The following is a 20,213-nucleotide window of genomic DNA, read 5'->3' on the forward strand; positions in this document are numbered from 1 at the left end:
TCAGGCTCCCTTAAATGCTTGTAACACCCGGCGTGTCGCTGTGACGACGGGATCATGTGTTTCCTTGAGAATTTGCACCCGGTCAAAGCGCGCATCATCCGCGTTGACCGCAGCGCGGAGCGCCTGCCCAAACGCCATGCGCAATTCTGTCCCGATGTTGAACTTGCAGATCTTGGAGCCGCGCGCGAGCGCTTGGCGTTGTGCCACTGGCACGCCAGAGCCGCCATGGATGACCAGCGGCACGTCGGTCAACGCTTCGATCGCGCGGATCCGCAACTCATCCAAACCGCCTTCCTTGTCTTGCTGGAGGTGGACATTCCCCACAGAGATGGCCACTGCATCAACGCCGCTCTCACGCGCAAATCGGGCGGCCTCTTCCGGATCTGTCCCCGCAGAGCCTTCGCCCCCCGAGTACCCGACAAAGCCGATCTCGCCTTCGCAGGATGCGCCCGCGCTATGCGCCATTTCCGCGATTGCAGCGGTTTCGTCGATGTTTTGTTGAAGCGCTTTGCGCGATCCGTCGTACATAACCGACGTAAAACCGCTTTCAAGCGCGATCCGGCAGTCTTCGGCCGTGTAGCCGTGATCCAAATGCGCCACGACCGGTATGCTTGCCGCTTCGGCCAGATGGCGAAACATCTTGCCCAACACCGGCAAAGGCGTGTGCTCCCTACACGACGGACCAGCTTGCAGGATTATTGGCACGTGTTCGGCCTCTGCTGCTGCCACATAGGCGCGCATGTCTTCCCACCCCAGCGTGACAAGGCCTGCCACAGCGTAGCCGTCCCTCAATGCAGGTTGAAGGACGTCTCTTAGTGTCGCCAGACTCATTTGAACTTTGCCACCATGTCCATGATGCCGGGAATCGTGTGCAGCTGCTCGGCATGGGTGGGTTGGAAATACTGTTTGAGGCTTCGCTGGCTGAGGCCACCCAGAATGGTAAAGTAATACATCTGGTATCCCGGCAGAACCGCGCAAGGGTGATAGCCCTTGTCGATCAGGACCGTCGATCCGTCCATGATGTGATAGGCGTCGCCAGGTTGATTGTCTTCGCGCTGAAGCATCTGCACGCCGGAACCATAGTTCGGCTTGAAACGGAAATTGTAGGTCTCGTCGTGGCGGGTCTCATCAGGCAGGCGGTCGGTGTCGTGCTTGTGCGACGGGAACCCGGACCATCCGCCCTCCCCAACTGTGTAGAGCTCGCTCACCAAGAGACGACCTACTTTGTCATGGTGGTTCGCGCCCAGGATATGTTTGATCTTTCGATGTGTCTTCGTGTCGTCAGACCCATACTGTACAACATCCAGCGCATCCGCGCGCACGTCGAAAGGCTCCAGCACCTTGTCGTATTTTGCACCGGCGATAAAGGTCTCGGTAACGTCGGTTTTGCAGGTGATGCGCACCTTGGCTCCAACGGGCACATAAACACCCTCCGGCTCGCCATCCCACACATCTTCGGTGCGATTGCCAAGGTCGGGATAGATCGCGCCCTCGACGTCGATATCGACGGTGCCCGTGGCGGGCACAACGCAGGTTTCATAGCCGGGTACGGCGTATTCAAACACCTCTCCTCGCCTGAGCTTTACGATGTTGAAGTAGTTCAGCGGCACCAAATCATGCTCTGCGTCTACGATAGGTTTGTTTTGGTTGTCATGGGGCGCAATATGCATTGGGCGTTCCTTTCAGACGGTTGGGCCGGGGTGCGAAGCCAGAAAGGCCTCAAGCTCGGCAGTTGTAGGCATGGCGTTTGCGCAGCCAGGCTGGGAGACAACGATGGATGCACAGGCTGACCCACGCAGTACGGCGTCACTGAGCGCATGGCCCTGCGCGATTGACGCTAGAAGCCCGGCCATAAAACTATCGCCTGCGCCATTGGGTTTGACTGCGGTGACAGGGTAGATGCCGGTACGGATTTCCTGTCCCTCGGCAAAGGTGATCGCGCCCGCCTCGCCCATCTTGTAGATCACCATGCGACCTTGTGCGGCGAGGGCGCGCGCCTTCTCGAGCCCCTTGTCGATGTGACCTGCCATAAAGCCGAATTCTTCATCATTGCCCACGATCAGGTCGCTGGCCTCACCTGCGCGGGTCAGGACCTCCGAGGCCACTTCGGGCGAGGGCCAGCTATAGGGGCGGTAATCAATGTCAAAGATTACTGGCAGTCCCGCCGTCCGTGCGTGCTCGAACGCGCGAAAGGTCGCGGAGCGAGACGGCTCGGCGGCAAAGACGGTGCCTGCCGTGATCAGAGCCGAGAACGCGCTATAGTCGACTGCATCCATATCGGCTTCGGTCGCCTGAAAATCGGCAGCGCCATTGCGATAGATCACGTTCTGGAAATCATCGATCCGGCTCTCATAGACGGCAAGCGATGTGCGTGCTTCGCCTCCGACCGCGCGGACATATCGTGTCTCGACTCCATAGTCTCGCAGACGGTTCACACAAAATCGTCCGACCGCGTCATCCGAGACCGAGGTGACGAGTGCCGCTTCTGCCCCGAGTTTTACAAGACCGGCGCAGATATTGGCCGAAGATCCCCCCAGATCAGCGCGAAATGTCGTGGCGTCCTCGCTTTTGGTTCCGATGGGGTCGGCAAACATATCCATGCCAGCGCGTCCAAAGACTGCAAAGCGATTGCCTTTGATGCCGTCTATCAGGTTCACTGTTGTCCCTCCGTGTTGTCCGCGTTCAACGGTGCCTGACGGGAACGTATCTCGAAGGCGGGCGACACAAGATTGGATGTGAGTGCAAGAAAGCGCTTCATCAGATGCCCTTTCGCTGTTTGCTGCGCGAGGACTCCCAGTCCAGATGCGCAGTCCTGACGGCTTCATCCTCGGTGATATGGGGCGTTCCGACTTCCCACCATGCATGCCCTTGGGTGGTCCATCCCTCGTAGGGGTCCACATCCATTACGATCACATAGGTCTTGTCGGCGGCCTTCGCGCGTTTGAATGCCTCACCAAGTTCTGCAGGGTTGGCGACTTTTTCGGCCATCGCCCCCATCGAGGCGGCATGGGCGACAAAATCCACGCCGAAGGGTTCTGCAATGGTCGGGCAATCCGCAAGAAGGTTGTTAAAGCTTTGATTTCCTGTGTTGTTTTGCAGTTTGTTGATGACCGCAAAACCTCCGTTGTCGAGCACGAGAATAATCATCTTTTTGCCTGAGAGGACACTGGAATAAATGTCCGAGTTCAGCATCATATAAGAGCCATCCCCGCAGAAAGTGATGACATCCTGATCGGGTTCCATCTGCGACTGAGCAATGCGCGCGCCCCAGGCGCCAGCAATCTCGTAGCCCATGCATGAAAAGCCAAACTCCACATCCACCGTGCCGATATCAAGCGTGCGCCAGTTTGCTGTGACCTCGGCCGGCAATCCACCCGCAGCAGCCACGACGCGGTCGCGCGGATCGCAGAGGTCGTTCACGACGCCGATCGCCTGGGCATAGGAATTGGGGCGATTGCCGTGGGCGGTGTTCTCGACCACATATCGGTCCCACTTACTGCGCTGATCCCGCGCATAAGCGACCCAATCTAGGGGTGCATTGTAGTCTGTTGCGGCCTCGATTGCGGCGAGGCTCAACTTGGCATCGCCCACAACCGGCAAGGACATATGCTTGCCTGCATCATGGCGCGCGGCGTTGATCGAGATAAACTGAGCGTCCTTTGAAAAGGCTGTCCAGGATCCGGTGGTGAAGTCTTGCAACCGGGTGCCAACGGCGACGATCACATCGGCCTTTTCCGCGATTGCATTTGCGCTGTCTGACCCTGTCACCCCAATCGGGCCGATGTTCAGGGGGTGTGTCGCCCGCATATTGGCGCGGCCCGCGATGGTTTCGACCACCGGGATCTGGTGGGTCTCGGCAAATTCACGGAGTGTTTCTGCGGCGCGAGAGTATTGGATGCCACCACCTGCAATCAGGATGGGGCGCTCCGCCGCGGCTAGCGCGGCGACCGCATCTGCGATTTCATCTGCATCTGGTGCCTGACGGCGAATGCGATGTACCTTTTTGTCAAAGAATTTAGTTGGATAATCATAGGTCCAGCCCTGCACGTCTTGAGGCAGGCCGATAAAGGCCGGGCCGCAATCCGCCGGATCAAGCATGGTTGCAATCGCAGCCGGGAGCGATTGAATCACCTGTGCTGGATGGCAGATTCGATCCCAAAAGCGGCTGACCGGTTTGAACGCGTCGTTCACGCCAAAGGTCGGATCGTTGAAGTTTTCCATTTGTTGCAGAACTGGGTCCGGCAAGCGGGTGAGGAAGGTATCTCCGCAGAGCATCAGCATCGGCAAGCGATTGGCATGAGCCAGCCCTGCCGCCGTCACGAGATTGGCGGTGCCCGGCCCCGCACTTGCGGTGCAGAACATGAACCGCTGCCGTAACCAGGTCTTGGCATATCCTGCAGCTGCAAATCCCATGCTTTGTTCATTCTGTCCGCGATAGAGCGGAAGCGCATCGCGGACGGTGTTCAACGCCTCGCCCAGACAGGTCACATTGCCATGTCCAAAGATGCCGAAGCCACCGCCACACAGGCGCATCTCTTCGCCATCGATTTCAATGTACTGGTTGCACAGCCAGCGGATGATGGCCTGTGCTGTGGTCAGGCGGATGGTGTCGTCTTGCGCAGACATGTCAGCGTATCTCCCATGGGAAAAAGCGGCGCATTGCCAAATGTGGCTTGCTAGATCTCGATTCACACGATACGAATTTTGCAACCGGTTGCAAACAGTTTTCACAGGGGAGGGGAAAATCGCATGTCGGAAATCGGTATCGGTATCCTTGGGGGTGGCTACATGGGCAAGGCGCATGCGGTGGCCATGGCCGCGGTGGGGGCGGTGTTCAATACGGCTCTTCGCCCTCGTTTGGAAATGGTCTGCGCTTCTTCGCCAGATAGTGCCGAGCGCTATCGGCAGGCCTATGGTTTTGCCCGTGCGACCGCGGATTGGAGAGAGCTTGTTCACGATCCACGCGTGGAAGCGGTAGTCATTGCTACGCCACAAGAGGTTCATCGTCAGATCGCAGAGGCATGCTTTGCGTTGGGTAAACCGGTGCTGTGTGAAAAACCCATGGGTGCATCGCTCGCGGACAGTGCAGCCATGGTCGCGGCCGCCGAAGCCTCCGGAGTCGCGAATATGGTGGGTTTCAACTACATCCGCACCCCTGCGAGCCAATTTGCCCGCGCCTTGGTTGCTGCCGGTGACATTGGTGAGATCACCTGGTTCCGCGGCGAACACACCGAGGATTTTTATGCTAACCCCGAGACCCCGGCGAGCTGGCGAACCAGTGGCATGGCAAATGGAACCATGGGGGACTTGGCGCCACATATGGTCAATGCGGCGCTGGCGCTGATCGGACCGATCGCGCGCGTCATGGCTGAGGTTGAAACCGTTCACAAAGAACGACCGGGCGGCCAGGTCACAAATGACGATCACGCTCAGATGATCTGCCGCTTTGAGAACGGGGCCATGGGGCAGATGTATTTCAGCCGCATCGCGACAGGACGCAAGATGGGCTATGCCTATGAGATCACAGGAACAAAAGGTGCGATCCGCTTTGATCAAGAAGATCAGAACGCGCTGTGGCTCTATCGTATGGAAGGTCCAGAAGCAGAGCGAGGATTCCGCAAGATCCTCACTGGTCCCGCCCACCCGGATTACGAACCTTTCTGTCAGGGGCCGGGGCACGGCACGGGCTATCAGGACCAGATCATCATTGAGGCGCGGGATTTCCTGCGCGCGATCGAGACCGGTGAAGCGCAGTGGCCCACGTTTCGCGACGGGCATGACGTAAACCGGGTAATTGCTGCGGGGCTGGCCGCATCCGAGAGCAAAACCTGGAAAGATATCAAAGATTTCTAAGTAGCGGAGACGCAAGACGATGAGCATCAGAATTGGCAACGCCCCCTGTTCGTGGGGTGTCGAATTTGCGGATGATCCGCGCAATCCGACATGGCGGTCAGTCCTGAAGGACTGTGCTGAGGCAGGGTACAAGGGGATAGAACTGGGGCCCGTGGGTTTCATGCCCGAGGATCCTGTGGAGCTTGGGGAGGCTTTGGCCGAGCATGATCTCGACCTGATCGGTGGCGTGGTTTTTCGCGCGTACCATGATCCAGCGGCGTGGGAGGATGTCGTGGATGCCACCCATCGTACTGCGCGCGCATTGAGAGCGCATGGTGCGCAGCATCTTGTCCTGATCGATTCGATCTCGCCACGTCGCGCGCCAACCGCGGGTCGCGCGGCAGAGGCTGAGCAGATGGACAAAGCCGAATGGACCGCCTACCGAAACCGCATCGCAGAGAGTGCTCGGATCGGGGCTGAAGAATACGGTCTGACTGTGGGCATCCATGCGCATGCTGCTGGGTTTATGGACTTTGAACCCGAGCTGGAGCGCCTTCTGAGTGAGGTGGATGAATCGCTTTTGAAGATCTGTTTCGACACCGGTCATCACTCCTATGCAGGGTTTGACCCGGTTGCGTTTATGAAGCGCCATGTTGGTCGGATTTCCTACATGCATTTCAAAGATATAGACCCGAAGGTAAAGGCGGAGGTTATCGCCAATCGCACCGGTTTTTACGAGGCATGCGGGCAGGGCATCTTTTGCAATCTGGGCCTTGGGGATGTCGATTTTCCGGCGGTGCGTCAGGTGCTTTTGGAGGCAGGATTTGCGGGATGGTGTACGGTTGAGCAGGACTGCGACCCGACCCTTGATCCGGATCCGGTTGGAGACGCACTGAAGAACCGCGAATATCTCGAAACGATCGGCTTCAACTGAGGAGATGCAGCCATGACGAAACTGAAATGGGGCATGATCGGCGGCGGTGAAGGCAGCCAGATTGGCCCGGCGCATCGTTTGGGAGCATTGGCAGATGGGCGTTTTGAATTCGCGGCCGGGGCCTTGGATCATCGCGCCGATGTCGGTCGGGCCTATGCGCAGAGTCTCGGCATTGCCGCAGATCGCGCCTACGGAGATTGGAGCGAAATGCTCGATGGTGAGCGTGGTCGTGAGGACCGTGTTGATCTGGTGACTGTCGCGACGCCAAATGCTACGCACTTTGAGATCACCAAGAACTTCCTCGAGGCCGGTTTCAACGTGCTCTGCGAAAAACCGATGACCATGACGGTGGAAGAAGGCGAGGAGATTGTCAAAATTGCGCAGAAATCCGGTAAGATCTGTGCCGTGAACTACTGCTATTCAGCCTATCCGATGGTGCGGCAAGCCCGCGCAATGGTGCGTGCTGGAGAAATTGGCAAGATCCGCCTCGTTGTCACCAACTTTAGCCACGGTCATCACGGGGATGCCACAGATGCGGATAATCCTCGGGTGAGGTGGCGCTATGACCCTGAAATGGCTGGGGTGTCCGGACAGTTCGCGGATTGCGGCATTCATGCTCTGCACATGGCCAGCTTTATCTGCTGTGATGAGGTGGAGCGGCTCTCGGCGGACTTTGCCTCTACGATTTCTTCGCGGGTGCTAGAGGATGACGCGATGGTCAACTTCCGCCTCGAAGGCGGCACCGTAGGCCGGCTCTGGACGTCGTCCGTGGCCATCGGGCGCCAGCATGGTTTCGACATTCAGGTGTTTGGGGAAACAGGGGGGCTGCGTTGGGCGTCTGAACAACCAAACCAGTTGATCTATACGCCCGTCGGAGGGCGCACACAGGTCATCGAGAAGGGCGAAGCAGGTCTGCATGAGGAGGCGCAACGTCTCAGCCGCGTTGCGATTGCCCACCCTGAGGGCTTTCCACTGGCGGTGGCCAATATCTATTGCGATCTGGCCGACGCAATTTCCGGGGCGGCCAGAGATGGCTTGCCCAATGCGGCGGACGGAGTGCGTTCCATGGCTGCGGTTCACACTGCGGTGTCTTCGGCCAAGGCTGGCGGTGAATGGATGGACGCGCGCCCACCGATGTTTCGCTAGGTTTTGGGGGCGGGGCGCAATGTGCCCCGCTCGACAATCGAACAGGGAAAGATGCGGGCCTCGGGATAGCGGTCCGGCTCATCGAGCATCGCCACCATCAATTCAATGGATGAAGAGACGATTTGTCGGATCGGCTGATGAACCGTTGTCAGGTCGATGCTCTCCCAGCCAGCCATTTCCATATCATTCAATCCGATGATGCCGATGTCCTTCGGTACGCTGAGGCCGCTGTCTGAGATGGCCGAGAGCGCACCAATCGAGAGGACGTCGTCGCCACAGAAATACGCCTCGGCAGGCCCAGCCTGTAGAAGCCTCATCATCTCGGAGCGTCCCGCCTGAAAGGAATAGGCCTCGGCGAAGGAGTATGTCGCCCGGATGTTGGGGTGTTTGGACATTTCCGACATGAAGCCTGCATGGCGATCCTGCGTGGAGGTCGCAGTTTCCGGACCGCCCATAAAGGCCACATGCGTATAGTTCCGCGCGATGAGCGCGCGTGCCGCCATGCGCCCCGATTCAACGTTGTCGATCCCAACAACATGCACCTGCGGCGCCGAGGATGATCTGCCAAAACTATGAACGACGGGCACACCTGCGTCGCGAAAGGCTTTGGCAAACCCCGGGGGCAACGTGGACGAGGCCACAACCACCCCATCGACGGAATACTGACGCAGCATGTTCACGGAATGCTCGGGGTCTGTTTCATCCGTCAGGTTTACAAGCAATGGGCGCAGGCCCCGATCCTGAAGGCCGCGCGTGAAGAGATCAAAGACCTCGAGAAAGATGGGGTTGTGAAAGTTGTTCGAGACAAGCCCGATCAGCTTGGTGCGCCCTGTTGTCAGCGAGGAGGCCAGCGCATTTGGGCTGTAGCCCAGTTCGCGGGCGGCCTTTTCAACCTTGCGCCGCATCTTGTCGGACACAGAGGCCCCGTCGGTAAAGGTGCGCGATACAGCAGAACGGGAAACCCCCGCACGTTCTGCAACCTCTTTCAACGTAACGGCCATCCCGTTTGCCTTCTTAGCTAACCTGTCTGTTCCTTGTAGCGGGTTTACAAGGTTCCCGCAGTATCAAATGCTCCACAAAATTTTGCAACCGGTTGCAAAGTAGATTGGGATGTGGTTAATCTTGAGTCGGAGAGGCGGGGAGGACCGCTCTCGCACCAGAAGCAAGGTGAATTTGGGGAGGAAATCATGACTTCATTGACAAAGAAATTTGCGCTGGCGGCGGTTGTTGCCGCAGCGCCCCTGATGGTGGCCACGACGGTCTCAGCCGAAGGGGAGAAATACATCCTGGTCAGCCACGCGCCTGACAGCGACAGCTGGTGGAATACGATCAAGAACGGCATCACACTGGCCGGCGAGCAGATGGACGTCGAAGTGGAATACCGCAACCCACCTACGGGCGATTTAGCCGATATGGCGCGGATCATCGAGCAGGCGGCCGCATCAGGCCCGAATGGGATTATCACCACGCTGGCAGATTATGACGTGTTGTCCGGTCCCATCAAAACGGCGGTCGACAGTGGCGTGGACGTGATCATCATGAACACGGGCACCCCGGATCAGGCACGCTCTGTCGGGGCTTTGATGTATGTGGGGCAGCCGGAGTACGACGCGGGCTACGCTGCGGGTCTGCGCGCCAAAGGCGACGGTGTCGAGAGCTTCCTATGTGTGAACCACTATATTGTACAACCTTCCTCGCAGGATCGTTGCCAGGGGTTCGCGGATGGTCTCGGGGTGGAGCTCGGTACGCAAATGATTGACGCGGGTCAGGACCCGGCTGAAATCAAGAACCGTGTGCTGGCCTATCTTTCGGCCAATCCCGACACCGACGCTGTTTTGACCCTGGGGCCGACCAGTGCCGACCCAACGCTCCTGGCGCTTGAAGAAAACGGCATGGCGGGTGACATCTACTTCGGCACCTTCGATCTGGGCGGCGAAATCGTCAAAGGCATCCAATCCGGTGTAATCCAGTGGGGCATTGACCAGCAGCCTTTCCTCCAGGCTTACCTGCCGGTTGTGGTCATGACGAATTACCACCGCTATGGCGTCCTGCCCGGCAACAACATCAACTCTGGTCCCGGCTTTGTAACCGCCGATGGTCTCGAGAAGATCGAGCAGTTTGCAGGCGAGTATCGCTGATTTCCTTCCCAAGGGCGGCCGGAGCGATTTGGCCGCCCTTTCTCTATCCTGACAACGGAGCTTAGAGGCACCCATGTCCAACGCATCCACCGATACCGCGGTCGACGAGAGGATCAAATCCCGATCCCGCCTCCGCGAAGCCTTGATCCGCCCGGAGCTTGGCGGCATGGTCGGCACCGTCGCCGTGTTCACGTTCTTCCTTTTGTTCGCCTTCGACAGCGGCATGTTCAATAGCCAGGGCATGATGAACTGGGCGACGGTCTCGGCACAGTTCATGATTATCGCCGTTGGCGCGTGCCTGCTGATGATCGCAGGCGAGTTTGACCTATCGGTCGGCTCGATGATCGGCTTTGCCGGTATGTTGATCGCGATCTTTAGCGTGACGCTTGGCTGGCCGGTCTGGATGGCGATCATGCTCACATTTGTGCTGTGCGTCGCAATCGGCGCGCTAAACGGCTTCATCGTGATCCGTACAGGCTTGCCCAGCTTTATTGTGACTCTGGCCTTCCTGTTCATCCTGCGCGGTTTTGCGATTTTTCTGCCGCAAGTGATTGAGCGCAAAACGATTATTGGTGGGATCAAGGATGCGGCAGAGGGCGACTGGCTTGCTCCCATTTTTGGGGGCAAAGTCCTGACAGGTCTGTTTCAGTGGATGGGGGAAGCGGGCCTCATCGCCACATTTGAACGTGGCACCCGGCAGGGCCAGCCCGTTGTGGATGGCGTTCCGATGTTGATCATCTGGGCGATTGTGCTGATCCTCTTTGGCCATATTCTGCTGACCAAGACCAAGTTCGGGAACTGGATCTTTGCCGCCGGTGGAGATGCGGAGGCTGCCCGCAACTCGGGTGTGCCAGTGAACAAGGTCAAGATCCTCATGTTCATGTTCACCGCCTTCTGCGCCACCGTATTTGCGGTCTGTCAGGTGATGGAGTTCGGCTCTGCGGGCGCAGACCGTGGTCTGTTGAAAGAATTCGAGGCCATCATCGCCGTGGTCATCGGGGGCGCGTTGCTGACGGGGGGCTATGGCTCTGTTCTGGGCGCGGCTCTTGGGGCGCTGATCTTTGGCGTGGTCCAGCAGGGTCTGTTTTTCGCAGGCGTTGAAAGCAGTCTCTTCCGCGTTTTCCTCGGAGTGATCCTTTTGGGCGCCGTGATCCTGAACACCTATATCCGTCGCATCATCACGGGGGAGCGCTAAAATGGCATCCGAACACGCACCCATCATCGAGATGAAGAATATCGAGAAGCATTTCGGCAGCGTTATCGCTTTGGCTGGCGTTTCTCTCGAGGTCTTCCCCGGTGAATGTCATTGTCTGTTGGGCGACAACGGGGCGGGCAAATCGACCTTCATCAAAACCATGTCCGGCGTCCACAAGCCGACCCATGGCGAGATCTACTTTGAAGGAAAGCCCATGAGTTTCGGCGACCCTCGCGATGCGATCTCGGCTGGCATTGCAACGGTGCACCAGCATCTGGCAATGATCCCCTTGATGTCCGTCAGCCGGAACTTCTTTATGGGCAACGAGCCAACAAAGAAGATCGGGCCGCTGAACTTCTTTGACCATGATTACGCCAATCAAGTGACTATGGATGAGATGCGCAAGATGGGGATCAACCTGCGCGGCCCGGATCAGGCCGTGGGCACCCTGTCGGGTGGGGAGCGTCAGACGGTCGCCATCGCGCGCGCGGTACATTTCGGAGCCAAGGTGCTGATCCTCGACGAGCCGACCTCGGCGCTGGGTGTGCGCCAGACTGCAAATGTGCTCGCCACCATCGACAAGGTTCGCAAGCAAGGTATCGCAGTGGTTTTCATCACCCATAATGTGCGCCATGCGCTTGCAGTAGGGGACCGTTTCACTGTGCTAAACCGAGGTCAGACATTGGGGACCGCGCAGCGCGGGCAGATTACCCCCGAAGAACTGCAAGATCTGATGGCGGGCGGACAGGAGCTCGTCGCGCTCGAAGGCAGTCTTGGCGGAACCGTCTAATCAGAGGTTTTGCAGGCGGGTGAACGCTCGCCACGAAAATCTCTCTGGATAAGCCAAAGAAAAGGCGGGACATCAACGTCCCGCCTTTTCCATGTGTCCTACTTATCTGTTGATCACGATATGTAGGGGAAAGACCAGATTTAGTGTTCAGGTCATATCACGCGCGCCTCGGCCTTCATTGCCAACGCGCCATCCGCGCGCCGCACCCAAAGGCTGTAGGTCTTCGCATCCTCGCCAATGGCGCCGTGTACCGAAAACGGATCATTGTCAAAAACCGGAGAGAGCGCACGAAATTCAAACCCCGTGACCGTTGCACTGGGACGTTCTCGGCGCAACAAATCCAGAAGGAGCGTAGCAAGCAATGGGCCGTGCACGACGAGGCCACTATATCCTTCGGAGACGGTGCAAAAGGGCCGGTCGTAGTGGATCCGGTGCCCGTTGAATGTCAGCGCTGAATAGCGAAACAGGAGAACCGGATCAGGAGTGATTTCGCGTGAAAAGTCAGAGGTTTCTGGCGCGGGCAATGGTTTTTGCACCGGTGCGTCGGGCGAGGGTTCTTGGCGGTAAACGATGTCGTGTTCTTCATCAATGCCAAGGGTGTCCTGATCAAATATCTGGTGCCTGACCGTGATAAAGACCAAGGGGCCACTGCGGCCTTCCTTGGCAATCACCGATTGAACCGTCGATTTCTTGGTGAGCACATGCCCGATCCGCAGTGGGGCATGGAACTGCAATCTGCTGCCCGCCCACATCCGGCGTGGCAAAGGCACTGGCGGAAGAAACCCACCCAGAGCAGCATGCCCGTCATACCCGGCTTCTGACAGCTTGTAGATTGGCAGAAAATGCATCCAATGCCAGAGCGGAGGCAGTTCGGAGTCCTCTCCATATTCCGTGCCGGAGCAATCAAGCGTTGCCGCCAGTGCGTTGGCAGGAAAAGGCGCAATCCACTCGGTGCGGGTTTCTGTTCGGCCGATCCAATCTGCCAGACGGTCCATCTGCCTCTGCCCTCTATTGTGTCAGGTATCCGCGTGATCCTTGCACAGGTCTTGAATTCAGAAAATTCGCAGTTCATGAATGCTGTGTTCTTCAAAGGTGAATGCAAATGAACATCGAACTTGCGGACCTGAGGCTTTTTGTGATGATCGCCGAGTGCGGCAACCTGACCCACGGTGCTGCGCGTGCCTTCCTGTCGCCGCCCGCTGCCAGCGCCCGCATCAAAGCCATGGAGCAAGAGATTGGCCAGCAACTCCTTGTGCGCAAGAACAAAGGGGTAGAGCTGACACCGTCGGGTGACGCCTTGTTGCGGCATGCACGCCTTGTCCTACGACAGTTTGATTTCCTCACGGATGACATGACGAATGCTCAGATGGGACACTTGCGTATCTATGCCAACACGACAGGAGTGACGGAATTCCTGCCCGCGATCCTCGCGCGTTTTTTGGCGGACCATCCGGGCGTTCGGGTCGATCTTCAGGAGCGACTGACCCAAGAGATCATCCGTGCTGTGGCCGATGGGACTGCGGATATCGGGATCATTTCTGGCACCGAAGGGCGTGATGGATTGGAGCGACTGCGTTTTGCGACGGACCGGCTGATGCTGGCGGTTCCTTCCGGGCATCCTTTGGCCCATCATGATCAGGTTTCCCTGGAGCAAACCCTGGCATTTGAGCATATCGCGCTTCACGATGGCAGCACTTTGCTCGATTTCCTGCGTCGGCAGTTGCGTCGTTCAGCGTTTGATCGCCAACTCAGAATTCAGGTGCGCAGTTTTGAAGCCATGTGTCGCCTGATCGAGGCAGGCGTTGGGATCGGGGTCGTGCCGGAGTCTGCCGCGCTGCGCCACCTGCAGACCATGGACATCACGTTGCTGGCTTTGGCGGACGACTGGGCCGTAAGAGATCGCTCTATCCTAGTGCGTCGCTGGGCCGATCTGCCCCAATCCGCGCAAAGGCTCATTGATCTGCTGGTAGAGAAAGAAGCAGGCGGTGCCGAAGTCTGAAGAAGCTTGAGTGCCGTACGGGCGCTATGCAGAGCAAAGCAGGTGCATTTCTAGCGTTGAAATGCGCGTTCCAATCAACTGTCCGAGCGAGAGGGCTGAAACTCTGCCACGATGGTATCAAGCAAGGCGCGCACCCGGCGCGGCTGAGGTCTTCCCGCCGACATTACCACCTGCAAGTGGATCGGCTCGATCTCAAAGTTCCGCAGAAGTGGCACAAGCCGCCCCTCTGCGAGGTCCTGCTGCACATCCCATTGCGACTTGCGCATGATCCCGCGCCCCTCCAGAGCCCATTGGCGGATCAGATCACCATCATTGGCGATGCGGTTTCCACGCACCACAACGCGTTTCCTGCGCCCATCCATGTCAAAGGGCCAGGCGCGATCCACATCCGATCCAAACCGCATCAACAGGCAGTTGTGATGCGCCAGATCCAAAGGATCGCCTGGGGTGCCGTTGGCCTCCAGATAGCTTGGTGCAGCGCAGACAATCCTCGCGTTGTCTGCGAGCCGACGCATGATGAGGCTGCTGTCCGCCAACTCACCATAGCGGATCGCCATATCCAGCCCCATGGTTGCCATATCCACAAAACCATCACTCAAATGGAGGTCGATCGAAACCTCTGGGTTCTGCTCGAGGAACCTGTCTAGGATCGGGGCAAGCCGGTTGCGCCCCAAATCCGAAGGCGCGCTGACGCGGATCGGCCCGGCAATCTGTTGAGTCCCAAGGCGGATCCGCGACTCGAGTTCCTCTGTTTCCGCAAGCAGCCGCTGGGCGCCATGGACGAGTTCGCGGCCCTCTTCTGTCAGGCTGATGGACCTCGTTGTGCGGTTGAGCAATCGCGCGCCGAAGTGGGCTTCAAGCGCAGCGAGGCGTTCTGAGACGGTCGCCGGTGACAGTCCCTGTTCTCGCCCGCCAGCTGCGAGCCCGCCTTTCTCCACTATGCGGAGAAACAGAGAGAGATTATCTAACAGCATTATTCGCCTTGTCCGAATTATAATTTCGAATTTTAGACAATTATCTTACGGATCCGCAATCTGCATCTTGGTTTCATCAAGGAAACGGCCAAAACGATCAGGCATCGAAGGACCAGACATATGACCACCCTTTTTGACCCCATAAAAGTGGGCGCGCTTTCGCTTCCGTCCCGGATTGCCATGGCTCCAATGACGCGCAGCCGGACGGACCAGCCCGGAAACCTCCCCAACGACATGATGGCGGCGTATTATGCTCAACGGGCCAGTGCCGGGCTTATCATCACAGAAGCCACCCAGATCAGCCGCCAAGGACAAGGCTATTCCTTCACGCCGGGCATTCATTCCGATGATCAGGTCGCAGGATGGCGCGTGGTCACGCAGGCGGTTCATGAGGCAGGCGGACGCATTGTGAACCAGCTCTGGCATGTTGGCCGGATGGGCCACGGAATGTTCCATGCCGATGGGCTGCCTGTCGCCCCTTCGGCGATAGCACCAGATGCAAGCGTGTGGGTCGTCGATCCCAAAACCAACAGGGCCGGCATGGTGGAATGCCCGGTGCCACGTGCGCTGAAGACGACCGAGATCGCGGAGGTTGTTGCGGACTATGCTGCGGCTGCGCGCAATGCAAAGGTGGCCGGGTTTGATGGCGTCGAGATCCACGCAGCCAATGGGTATCTGATTGATGCGTTCTTACGTTCCAGTTCGAACAAACGGCAGGACCGCTACGGTGGCAGCGCGCAGAACCACATCCGGTTTGCCATCGAGGTGGTCGAGGCCGTCGCAGCGGAAATCGGTGCGGATCGCGTCGGGCTGCGGATCTCGCCTTTTATCACCCAGCGTGGAATGGACGATCCTAGCGCGCCCGAGACGATTCTTGAGATGGCCAAAGCGCTGGCGCGTATCGGGATCGCCTATATCCATATCGCCGAGGCCGATTGGGATGATGCTCCTGAAACACCGCGCGCCTTTCGCAGCGCTCTGCGTGAGGTGTTTTCCGGCAGCATCATTGTCGCCGGAGGCTACGACAAAGAAAGGGCTAAGGTGATCTTGGACGCTGGTCTGGCGGATGTGGTGGCCTTTGGTCGTGCGTTTATCGCCAACCCCGATCTGCCGCATCGCTTTGCCCAGGATTTGCCGCTGTCCGCATTTGACAGCGAGACGCTTTTTGGCGGCGATCATCAGGGCTATACAACCTATGGGCCCTATGCGCCGGGAGCTTGAGTTCGATCCAGTGACGGGGTGGCATTGGGCCACTCCAGCTCGAACCCTGCGCCCGTGTCTTGCGGTAGAATGTACAAGTGTCCGCCAAGGGCCTCCACCGTCGATTTTACGATATTGAGTCCCATCCCTGTTCCGCCACTGTCGCGTCGGGTGGTGAAGAAAGGCTGCAAGATCTTGTCGGCATTGCCCGCACTGATCCCCGCGCCGTCATCCGAGATCCGCAGGGTGATTGATCCGTTTGTGTGCGCTGTGCGTAGTTTGACGGTTTTTGCGCCATGTTGCTGTGCGTTTTGCAAAAGATGCGTCAACAGGATGGAGAGTGTGGTGGCCTCTGATGGTAGACCAAGAGAGCCATTCTCGATCATGATACTAAGAGCTGGAAACGCCCGCGTGATCTGATCTTGGATCTGCTCAAGACTACAGCGCCCGGACATCGCCTGTTGGTCCGCAAGGCTGAAGGCACGCATATGGGCCAGCAGATCTTCTATGCGTGTGCCGCCCTTCTCGATCGTGTCGAGCAACCGATGTCGCTGGCTCTGGCTCAGATCATCGTCACGCAAGAGCTCTGCTGCGCCCTTCAGTGCAGTGAGGGGTGATTTCAATTCGTGGGTGACATGGGCCGTATACGTCTTGAGCGCATCGCGATTGTTCTGTAGCCGCTCGGTCAGCGATTTGAAGCTGAGGCTTAGGTCTTCGATCTCGCGCGTGCCAAGATGATCTGGTGCCTCAAAGGCGTGATTGCCTTGGGTGGCCAGTTGGCTACGCTCTTTTAGCAGTCGGATGGGGCGGGTGATGAAGCGCCAGAACACATATCCGATCAGCGTGGTAGACAGTGCAACAAAGGCAGCGGCCTTTAGCAAATTGAAGCGCTCCCCATAGAGGAAACGAAAAATATGGCTGGGTGTACGGCTGACATAGACCGCCCCGATCAAAGCCTCGTTCACATGTACAGGCATTGCCACAAAGACGCGCACCCTAGCACCACGGCTGAGCGTATAAAGCGCAGGCGGGCTGCTGTCTCGCACCCTCGTGCGCGCAACAGAAACGACATGACCATCAAGGGCGGCGCGGACTTCGCTGACATGGCCAAGACCGCGGCCAATTTCGGCGGTCCCAGCAATCACATTGCCTTGCGTGTCAAGGAAGCGATAGCCCGCAAGTGTCTGCGCTTGCGCTGAACTTGCGATCCGAGAGAGTTGCGGTGCGAGGCGCTGGTAAGTTGCAGTCACTGATGTTGACGGGTTGGCCGCGTCGGGACGAGGTGGCAAGACGGTGGCGCTGTTGATTGACAGCGACGGAAAGATGGCGTCTTGCGCCGACACGGGCTTTGGCTTTGGCGGGGCGAGCCCCGCAGCCTCGCTGTAAAGGTCTGCATAGGTGGCCGCCATCACCGCAGCCTGCGCCAGCACGCTTTCTTCGGTCTGTTGCACCAACTGATTGTCATAGAACCGAAACAGGATCAGCCCGGCAATCGGAAGGCACAGCACAATTGCCAGCACCAGGAGGACAACAGTCCAGAGGCGCGGGCGCCACTTGCGGATCATGTCTGCTGGCATGCGCCCATCCGGAGGCCTACGCCATGTACGGTGACCACTGCTTCGGTGCAGCCGACCTCTGACATCTTTGCGCGGATGTTGCGAATGTGGCTGTCGATGGTGCGGTCCGACACATGGATATTAAACCCATAGAGCGCCTCCACAAGCTGTGCTCTGGTCAGAACAAGGTCTGGGCGCGTCATCAGGACTTTCAGCAAACGAAACTCGGAGCCGGTCAAAGATACGGGCACGCCGGCAAAGGCGCATTGGTGGCGCTCGGCATCCAACTCCAATGCGCCATGTGTCAATGCCGTGGGGAGTTGGGTGATGCTGGGTGTGCTGCGCTTCAGTATGGCCTTGATGCGGGCGACCAGTTCTCGCGGTGAAAAGGGCTTGGTCAAATAATCATCTGCGCCAAGCTCCAGCCCTACGATCCGGTCGATCTCTTCATCCCGCGCCGTCAGAAACAGGATCGGCACATCTGAGGATTTTCGGATGTCCCGGCAGACTTCGAGTCCGTCCTTTTCCGGCAGCCCGATATCCAGCACCACGAGATCGGGTGCGTCTCGCCGCTGCGCGGCAATGGCCGCAAGCCCATCGCTGGCAAAGCAGGTTTCAAACCCGGCCTTTTCAATGGCGAACCGCGTCACCTCGAGAATGTCGGGATCGTCATCGACAACAAGAATGCGTGCGGACATAAAAATCGGGCCTCTCAATTCTGCGCCCGATCATAGGCCTCAAGCCGCCACATCCGATAGCCCCATTCGCGCCAGTTCCGGATTGAAATGCGCTCGAGGTCGCGTTCAATCATGCGTGTGCAAATATCATGTCCGGTGCTTGCTTCATGATCCAGTATCGTGCGGTAGGCCCCCGGACCGAGACTGCAGATATAGTAGGTGTCAGGCCCCCGAAGCGCGCTGCCATGGGTGAGATTATATCTGGCGACTATGTCGGCAAAATTTGTGAGGCTGGAGAGGTAGAGCGTGATGGCGAGCGCAGCCAAGCACCGTCGCAATAGCCATGATGTCCCAAACCCGCGATGGATTTGCCAGATCGTCAACAGCAGCCCTGTCAGAACCAGAGCCATCCAGATAAATGCCGCGACACGCAGGTAGGTAAGGGCGTAGGCCTCAACATAGTGCTGCAATCGGATCGCGGCTGTTGCAACAAGTATCATGTTCTGCGCCAGCCACAGATAGACCAGAGACCGCAGAACCTTGTCTTGGCCAATCATGTTTCGGGTGAGCAGTGTAAAGAGTCCGGCGAGCAGCGCCGTTGCCACAAGGGGATATGCGCCGCGATGTGCATATGAGGCATAGTTCATGCCCTCGGGCAGCGACACTCCGCCGGTTAATATGCTGAGGTCCATCAGGGTCTGGATGCCGAACATCAAATTGAACAGCCAAAGCGAATTGCGCACGGAAAGCGGATTGATCAAGAAGCTGCTACGGTGCGGACCCGCCTTTGTTGCGCGCGCTGGGCGGGTTTGTGCCCCAATCCATGACTCGCTCAGATTGAGTAGCGGCCAGAGGAGTGACGCCACGCACCCCCAGAACAGAAAGCGCGTCCAAAATTCAGCCCTGAGCAGGTGGCGCAGATCGATGCTGTCCAGCGCCGCCTGTAGGACTGGGTTGGCATTTGCGAGAAGGCCCATAAACACGGCCCCCATCAGAAGCGGCAATAGCAGCGTGGCCGCCATGTGCCGGAGCCGTGACGAGTATGTTGCGGGCGGTAGCGCATCGGCGGTATCTTTCACCAAATGTACTAGCCCAAAGGCAGGGAGGCGAAGTGCCATCCTCAGTATGAGCCCCGTCGTCAAGCTGGACCCCGCCAACGCCCAAGCCGCAAGCGTGATGAGACCTCCGAGGCTAAACAGGAGTGACAGAAATTGAAGCTCGATCACCACTGGCAGATTGCAAAGCAACGCAAACCCCATGGCGAGGCCCCAGCTCCGTAAGCTTGGTCGCTCAGGTTTCACCGCCAGAATCGCTGCGGAGACAACGACGGCAAAAATGGCGAGTGAGAGACCGACCGGCTGATGCCAGAACAGCCAATCCGCAAGTGCCACAAGCGCGCCAAGCAGGGGGATCACCTGCCGCATGCGCAATGACGCCATCAACGAGCCATTTGCCCTCATAGGCTGCGCGATGTCCGGCTCTGGTGTTTCTGTCGTCTCGAGCCACCACCCGTCCAACCTGATGCGATCTGGAACGCCGTGAAGGATTAGATCCTGTGCCATGAACTGCCTCCATTGGTTTGTTTCATTGGAGGCAGTCTGGACGCCTGCCTTGCAGCTTTGTGGGGGCAGTCGCGCAGGTTTCGCGGGGCTTTTGTGCAGGAATTGTGCAGGCTCTCGCCGATGATTTGCATCTCAACCCGGTGTTGATGTCTTCAAGGCTGATCAGTTCCGGCTAATTTGGACGCATAGAAAGCAGCGTTTTGCATCTCA

The 20,213-nt window shown here is 58.1% G+C and carries 18 protein-coding genes; 8 read left to right on the top strand and 10 right to left on the bottom strand.

Annotated features, from left to right (window positions below):
* The 4 genes from ACZ1HH_RS17680 to iolD all read right to left on the bottom strand — a co-directional run bounded on the left by ACZ1HH_RS17680 (position 1) and on the right by iolD (position 4,626).
* Entirely contained in the window at positions 1-831 is an 831-nt protein-coding gene (locus ACZ1HH_RS17680; protein ID WP_472635542.1) for a class II fructose-bisphosphate aldolase, read from the bottom strand.
* Positions 828-1,670 carry a 5-deoxy-glucuronate isomerase gene (locus ACZ1HH_RS17685; RefSeq protein ID WP_011536965.1) on the bottom strand — a complete coding sequence of 281 codons (843 nt, stop codon included), beginning with the start codon at positions 1,668-1,670 and terminating at the stop codon, positions 828-830. The genes ACZ1HH_RS17680 and ACZ1HH_RS17685 overlap by 4 nt, the downstream gene beginning before the upstream one ends.
* Positions 1,671-1,682: 12 nt before the next feature.
* Positions 1,683-2,657 (bottom strand): 5-dehydro-2-deoxygluconokinase, encoded by a 975-nt coding sequence (gene iolC / locus ACZ1HH_RS17690; RefSeq protein ID WP_472635543.1) that lies wholly within the window; start codon positions 2,655-2,657, stop codon positions 1,683-1,685.
* A gap of 100 nt (positions 2,658-2,757) precedes the next feature.
* Positions 2,758-4,626 (bottom strand): 3D-(3,5/4)-trihydroxycyclohexane-1,2-dione acylhydrolase (decyclizing), encoded by a 1,869-nt coding sequence (gene iolD, locus ACZ1HH_RS17695; RefSeq protein ID WP_472635544.1) that lies wholly within the window; start codon positions 4,624-4,626, stop codon positions 2,758-2,760.
* Positions 4,627-4,749: 123 nt separating this feature from the next.
* Here iolD and ACZ1HH_RS17700 point away from each other — a divergent pair, with 123 nt between their 5' ends.
* From ACZ1HH_RS17700 to ACZ1HH_RS17710, 3 genes are read left to right on the top strand one after another with little or no spacing between them, the layout of a single operon-like run.
* The gene (locus ACZ1HH_RS17700; protein WP_472635545.1) at positions 4,750-5,853 is read left to right on the top strand and encodes a Gfo/Idh/MocA family protein; all 1,104 of its coding nucleotides are present in this window, start codon (positions 4,750-4,752) and stop codon (positions 5,851-5,853) included.
* Between the two features lie 19 nt (positions 5,854-5,872).
* Positions 5,873-6,766 carry a TIM barrel protein gene (locus ACZ1HH_RS17705; RefSeq protein ID WP_011536961.1) on the top strand — a complete coding sequence of 298 codons (894 nt, stop codon included), beginning with the start codon at positions 5,873-5,875 and terminating at the stop codon, positions 6,764-6,766.
* A 12-nt stretch (positions 6,767-6,778) separates the two neighbouring features.
* Complete coding sequence (locus ACZ1HH_RS17710) at positions 6,779-7,912, top strand: Gfo/Idh/MocA family protein (protein ID WP_011536960.1); 1,134 nt, start codon at positions 6,779-6,781, stop codon at positions 7,910-7,912.
* Here ACZ1HH_RS17710 and ACZ1HH_RS17715 read toward each other — a convergent pair.
* The gene (locus ACZ1HH_RS17715) at positions 7,909-8,913 is read right to left on the bottom strand and encodes a LacI family DNA-binding transcriptional regulator (protein ID WP_011536959.1); all 1,005 of its coding nucleotides are present in this window, start codon (positions 8,911-8,913) and stop codon (positions 7,909-7,911) included. The two genes, ACZ1HH_RS17710 and ACZ1HH_RS17715, sit on opposite strands and share 4 nt — an antisense overlap.
* Positions 8,914-9,099: 186 nt before the next feature.
* Between ACZ1HH_RS17715 and ACZ1HH_RS17720 the strand changes: the two genes are divergently transcribed.
* From ACZ1HH_RS17720 to ACZ1HH_RS17730, 3 genes are all read left to right on the top strand, one after another.
* Entirely contained in the window at positions 9,100-10,050 is a 951-nt protein-coding gene (locus tag ACZ1HH_RS17720) for a sugar ABC transporter substrate-binding protein (RefSeq protein WP_472635546.1), read from the top strand.
* A gap of 73 nt (positions 10,051-10,123) precedes the next feature.
* Positions 10,124-11,245, top strand: coding sequence for an ABC transporter permease (locus ACZ1HH_RS17725; RefSeq protein ID WP_011536957.1), 1,122 nt, complete (start codon positions 10,124-10,126; stop codon positions 11,243-11,245).
* Between the two features lies 1 nt (position 11,246).
* Positions 11,247-12,035 (top strand): ATP-binding cassette domain-containing protein, encoded by a 789-nt coding sequence (locus tag ACZ1HH_RS17730; RefSeq protein ID WP_011536956.1) that lies wholly within the window; start codon positions 11,247-11,249, stop codon positions 12,033-12,035.
* A 152-nt stretch (positions 12,036-12,187) separates the two neighbouring features.
* Here the strand turns inward: ACZ1HH_RS17730 and ACZ1HH_RS17735 are convergent, their stop codons facing one another.
* Positions 12,188-13,030, bottom strand: a complete 843-nt coding sequence (locus ACZ1HH_RS17735) for an HTD2 family dehydratase (RefSeq protein WP_472635547.1) — start codon at positions 13,028-13,030, stop codon at positions 12,188-12,190.
* Between the two features lie 107 nt (positions 13,031-13,137).
* On the opposite strand from ACZ1HH_RS17735, the gene ACZ1HH_RS17740 reads away from it, so the two are divergent.
* The gene (locus tag ACZ1HH_RS17740) at positions 13,138-14,034 is read left to right on the top strand and encodes a LysR substrate-binding domain-containing protein (protein WP_472635548.1); all 897 of its coding nucleotides are present in this window, start codon (positions 13,138-13,140) and stop codon (positions 14,032-14,034) included.
* 74 nt (positions 14,035-14,108) lie between these two features.
* Here the strand turns inward: ACZ1HH_RS17740 and ACZ1HH_RS17745 are convergent, their stop codons facing one another.
* Entirely contained in the window at positions 14,109-15,008 is a 900-nt protein-coding gene (locus ACZ1HH_RS17745; protein WP_472635549.1) for a LysR family transcriptional regulator, read from the bottom strand.
* A 120-nt stretch (positions 15,009-15,128) separates the two neighbouring features.
* Here ACZ1HH_RS17745 and ACZ1HH_RS17750 point away from each other — a divergent pair, with 120 nt between their 5' ends.
* A complete protein-coding gene (locus ACZ1HH_RS17750; protein WP_472635550.1) occupies positions 15,129-16,229 on the top strand; it encodes an alkene reductase in 1,101 nt (366 codons plus the stop codon).
* On the opposite strand, the gene ACZ1HH_RS17755 is transcribed toward ACZ1HH_RS17750, so the two are convergent.
* Genes ACZ1HH_RS17755 through ACZ1HH_RS17765 form a run of 3 tightly spaced genes read right to left on the bottom strand, consistent with a single transcriptional unit; the run spans position 16,211 to position 20,003 of the window.
* Positions 16,211-17,785: a sensor histidine kinase gene (locus ACZ1HH_RS17755; protein WP_472635551.1), complete on the bottom strand. Its 1,575-nt coding sequence runs from the start codon at positions 17,783-17,785 to the stop codon at positions 16,211-16,213. The genes ACZ1HH_RS17750 and ACZ1HH_RS17755 overlap by 19 nt on opposite strands.
* Positions 17,770-18,462: a response regulator transcription factor gene (locus ACZ1HH_RS17760; RefSeq protein WP_011536950.1), complete on the bottom strand. Its 693-nt coding sequence runs from the start codon at positions 18,460-18,462 to the stop codon at positions 17,770-17,772. The genes ACZ1HH_RS17755 and ACZ1HH_RS17760 overlap by 16 nt, the downstream gene beginning before the upstream one ends.
* Positions 18,463-18,476: 14 nt before the next feature.
* Positions 18,477-20,003, bottom strand: coding sequence for a DUF4153 domain-containing protein (locus ACZ1HH_RS17765; RefSeq protein ID WP_472635552.1), 1,527 nt, complete (start codon positions 20,001-20,003; stop codon positions 18,477-18,479).
* Between the last annotated feature and the right edge of the window lie 210 nt (positions 20,004-20,213).

The sequence above is a fragment of the Epibacterium sp. HA2-3 genome, from assembly GCF_055693725.2.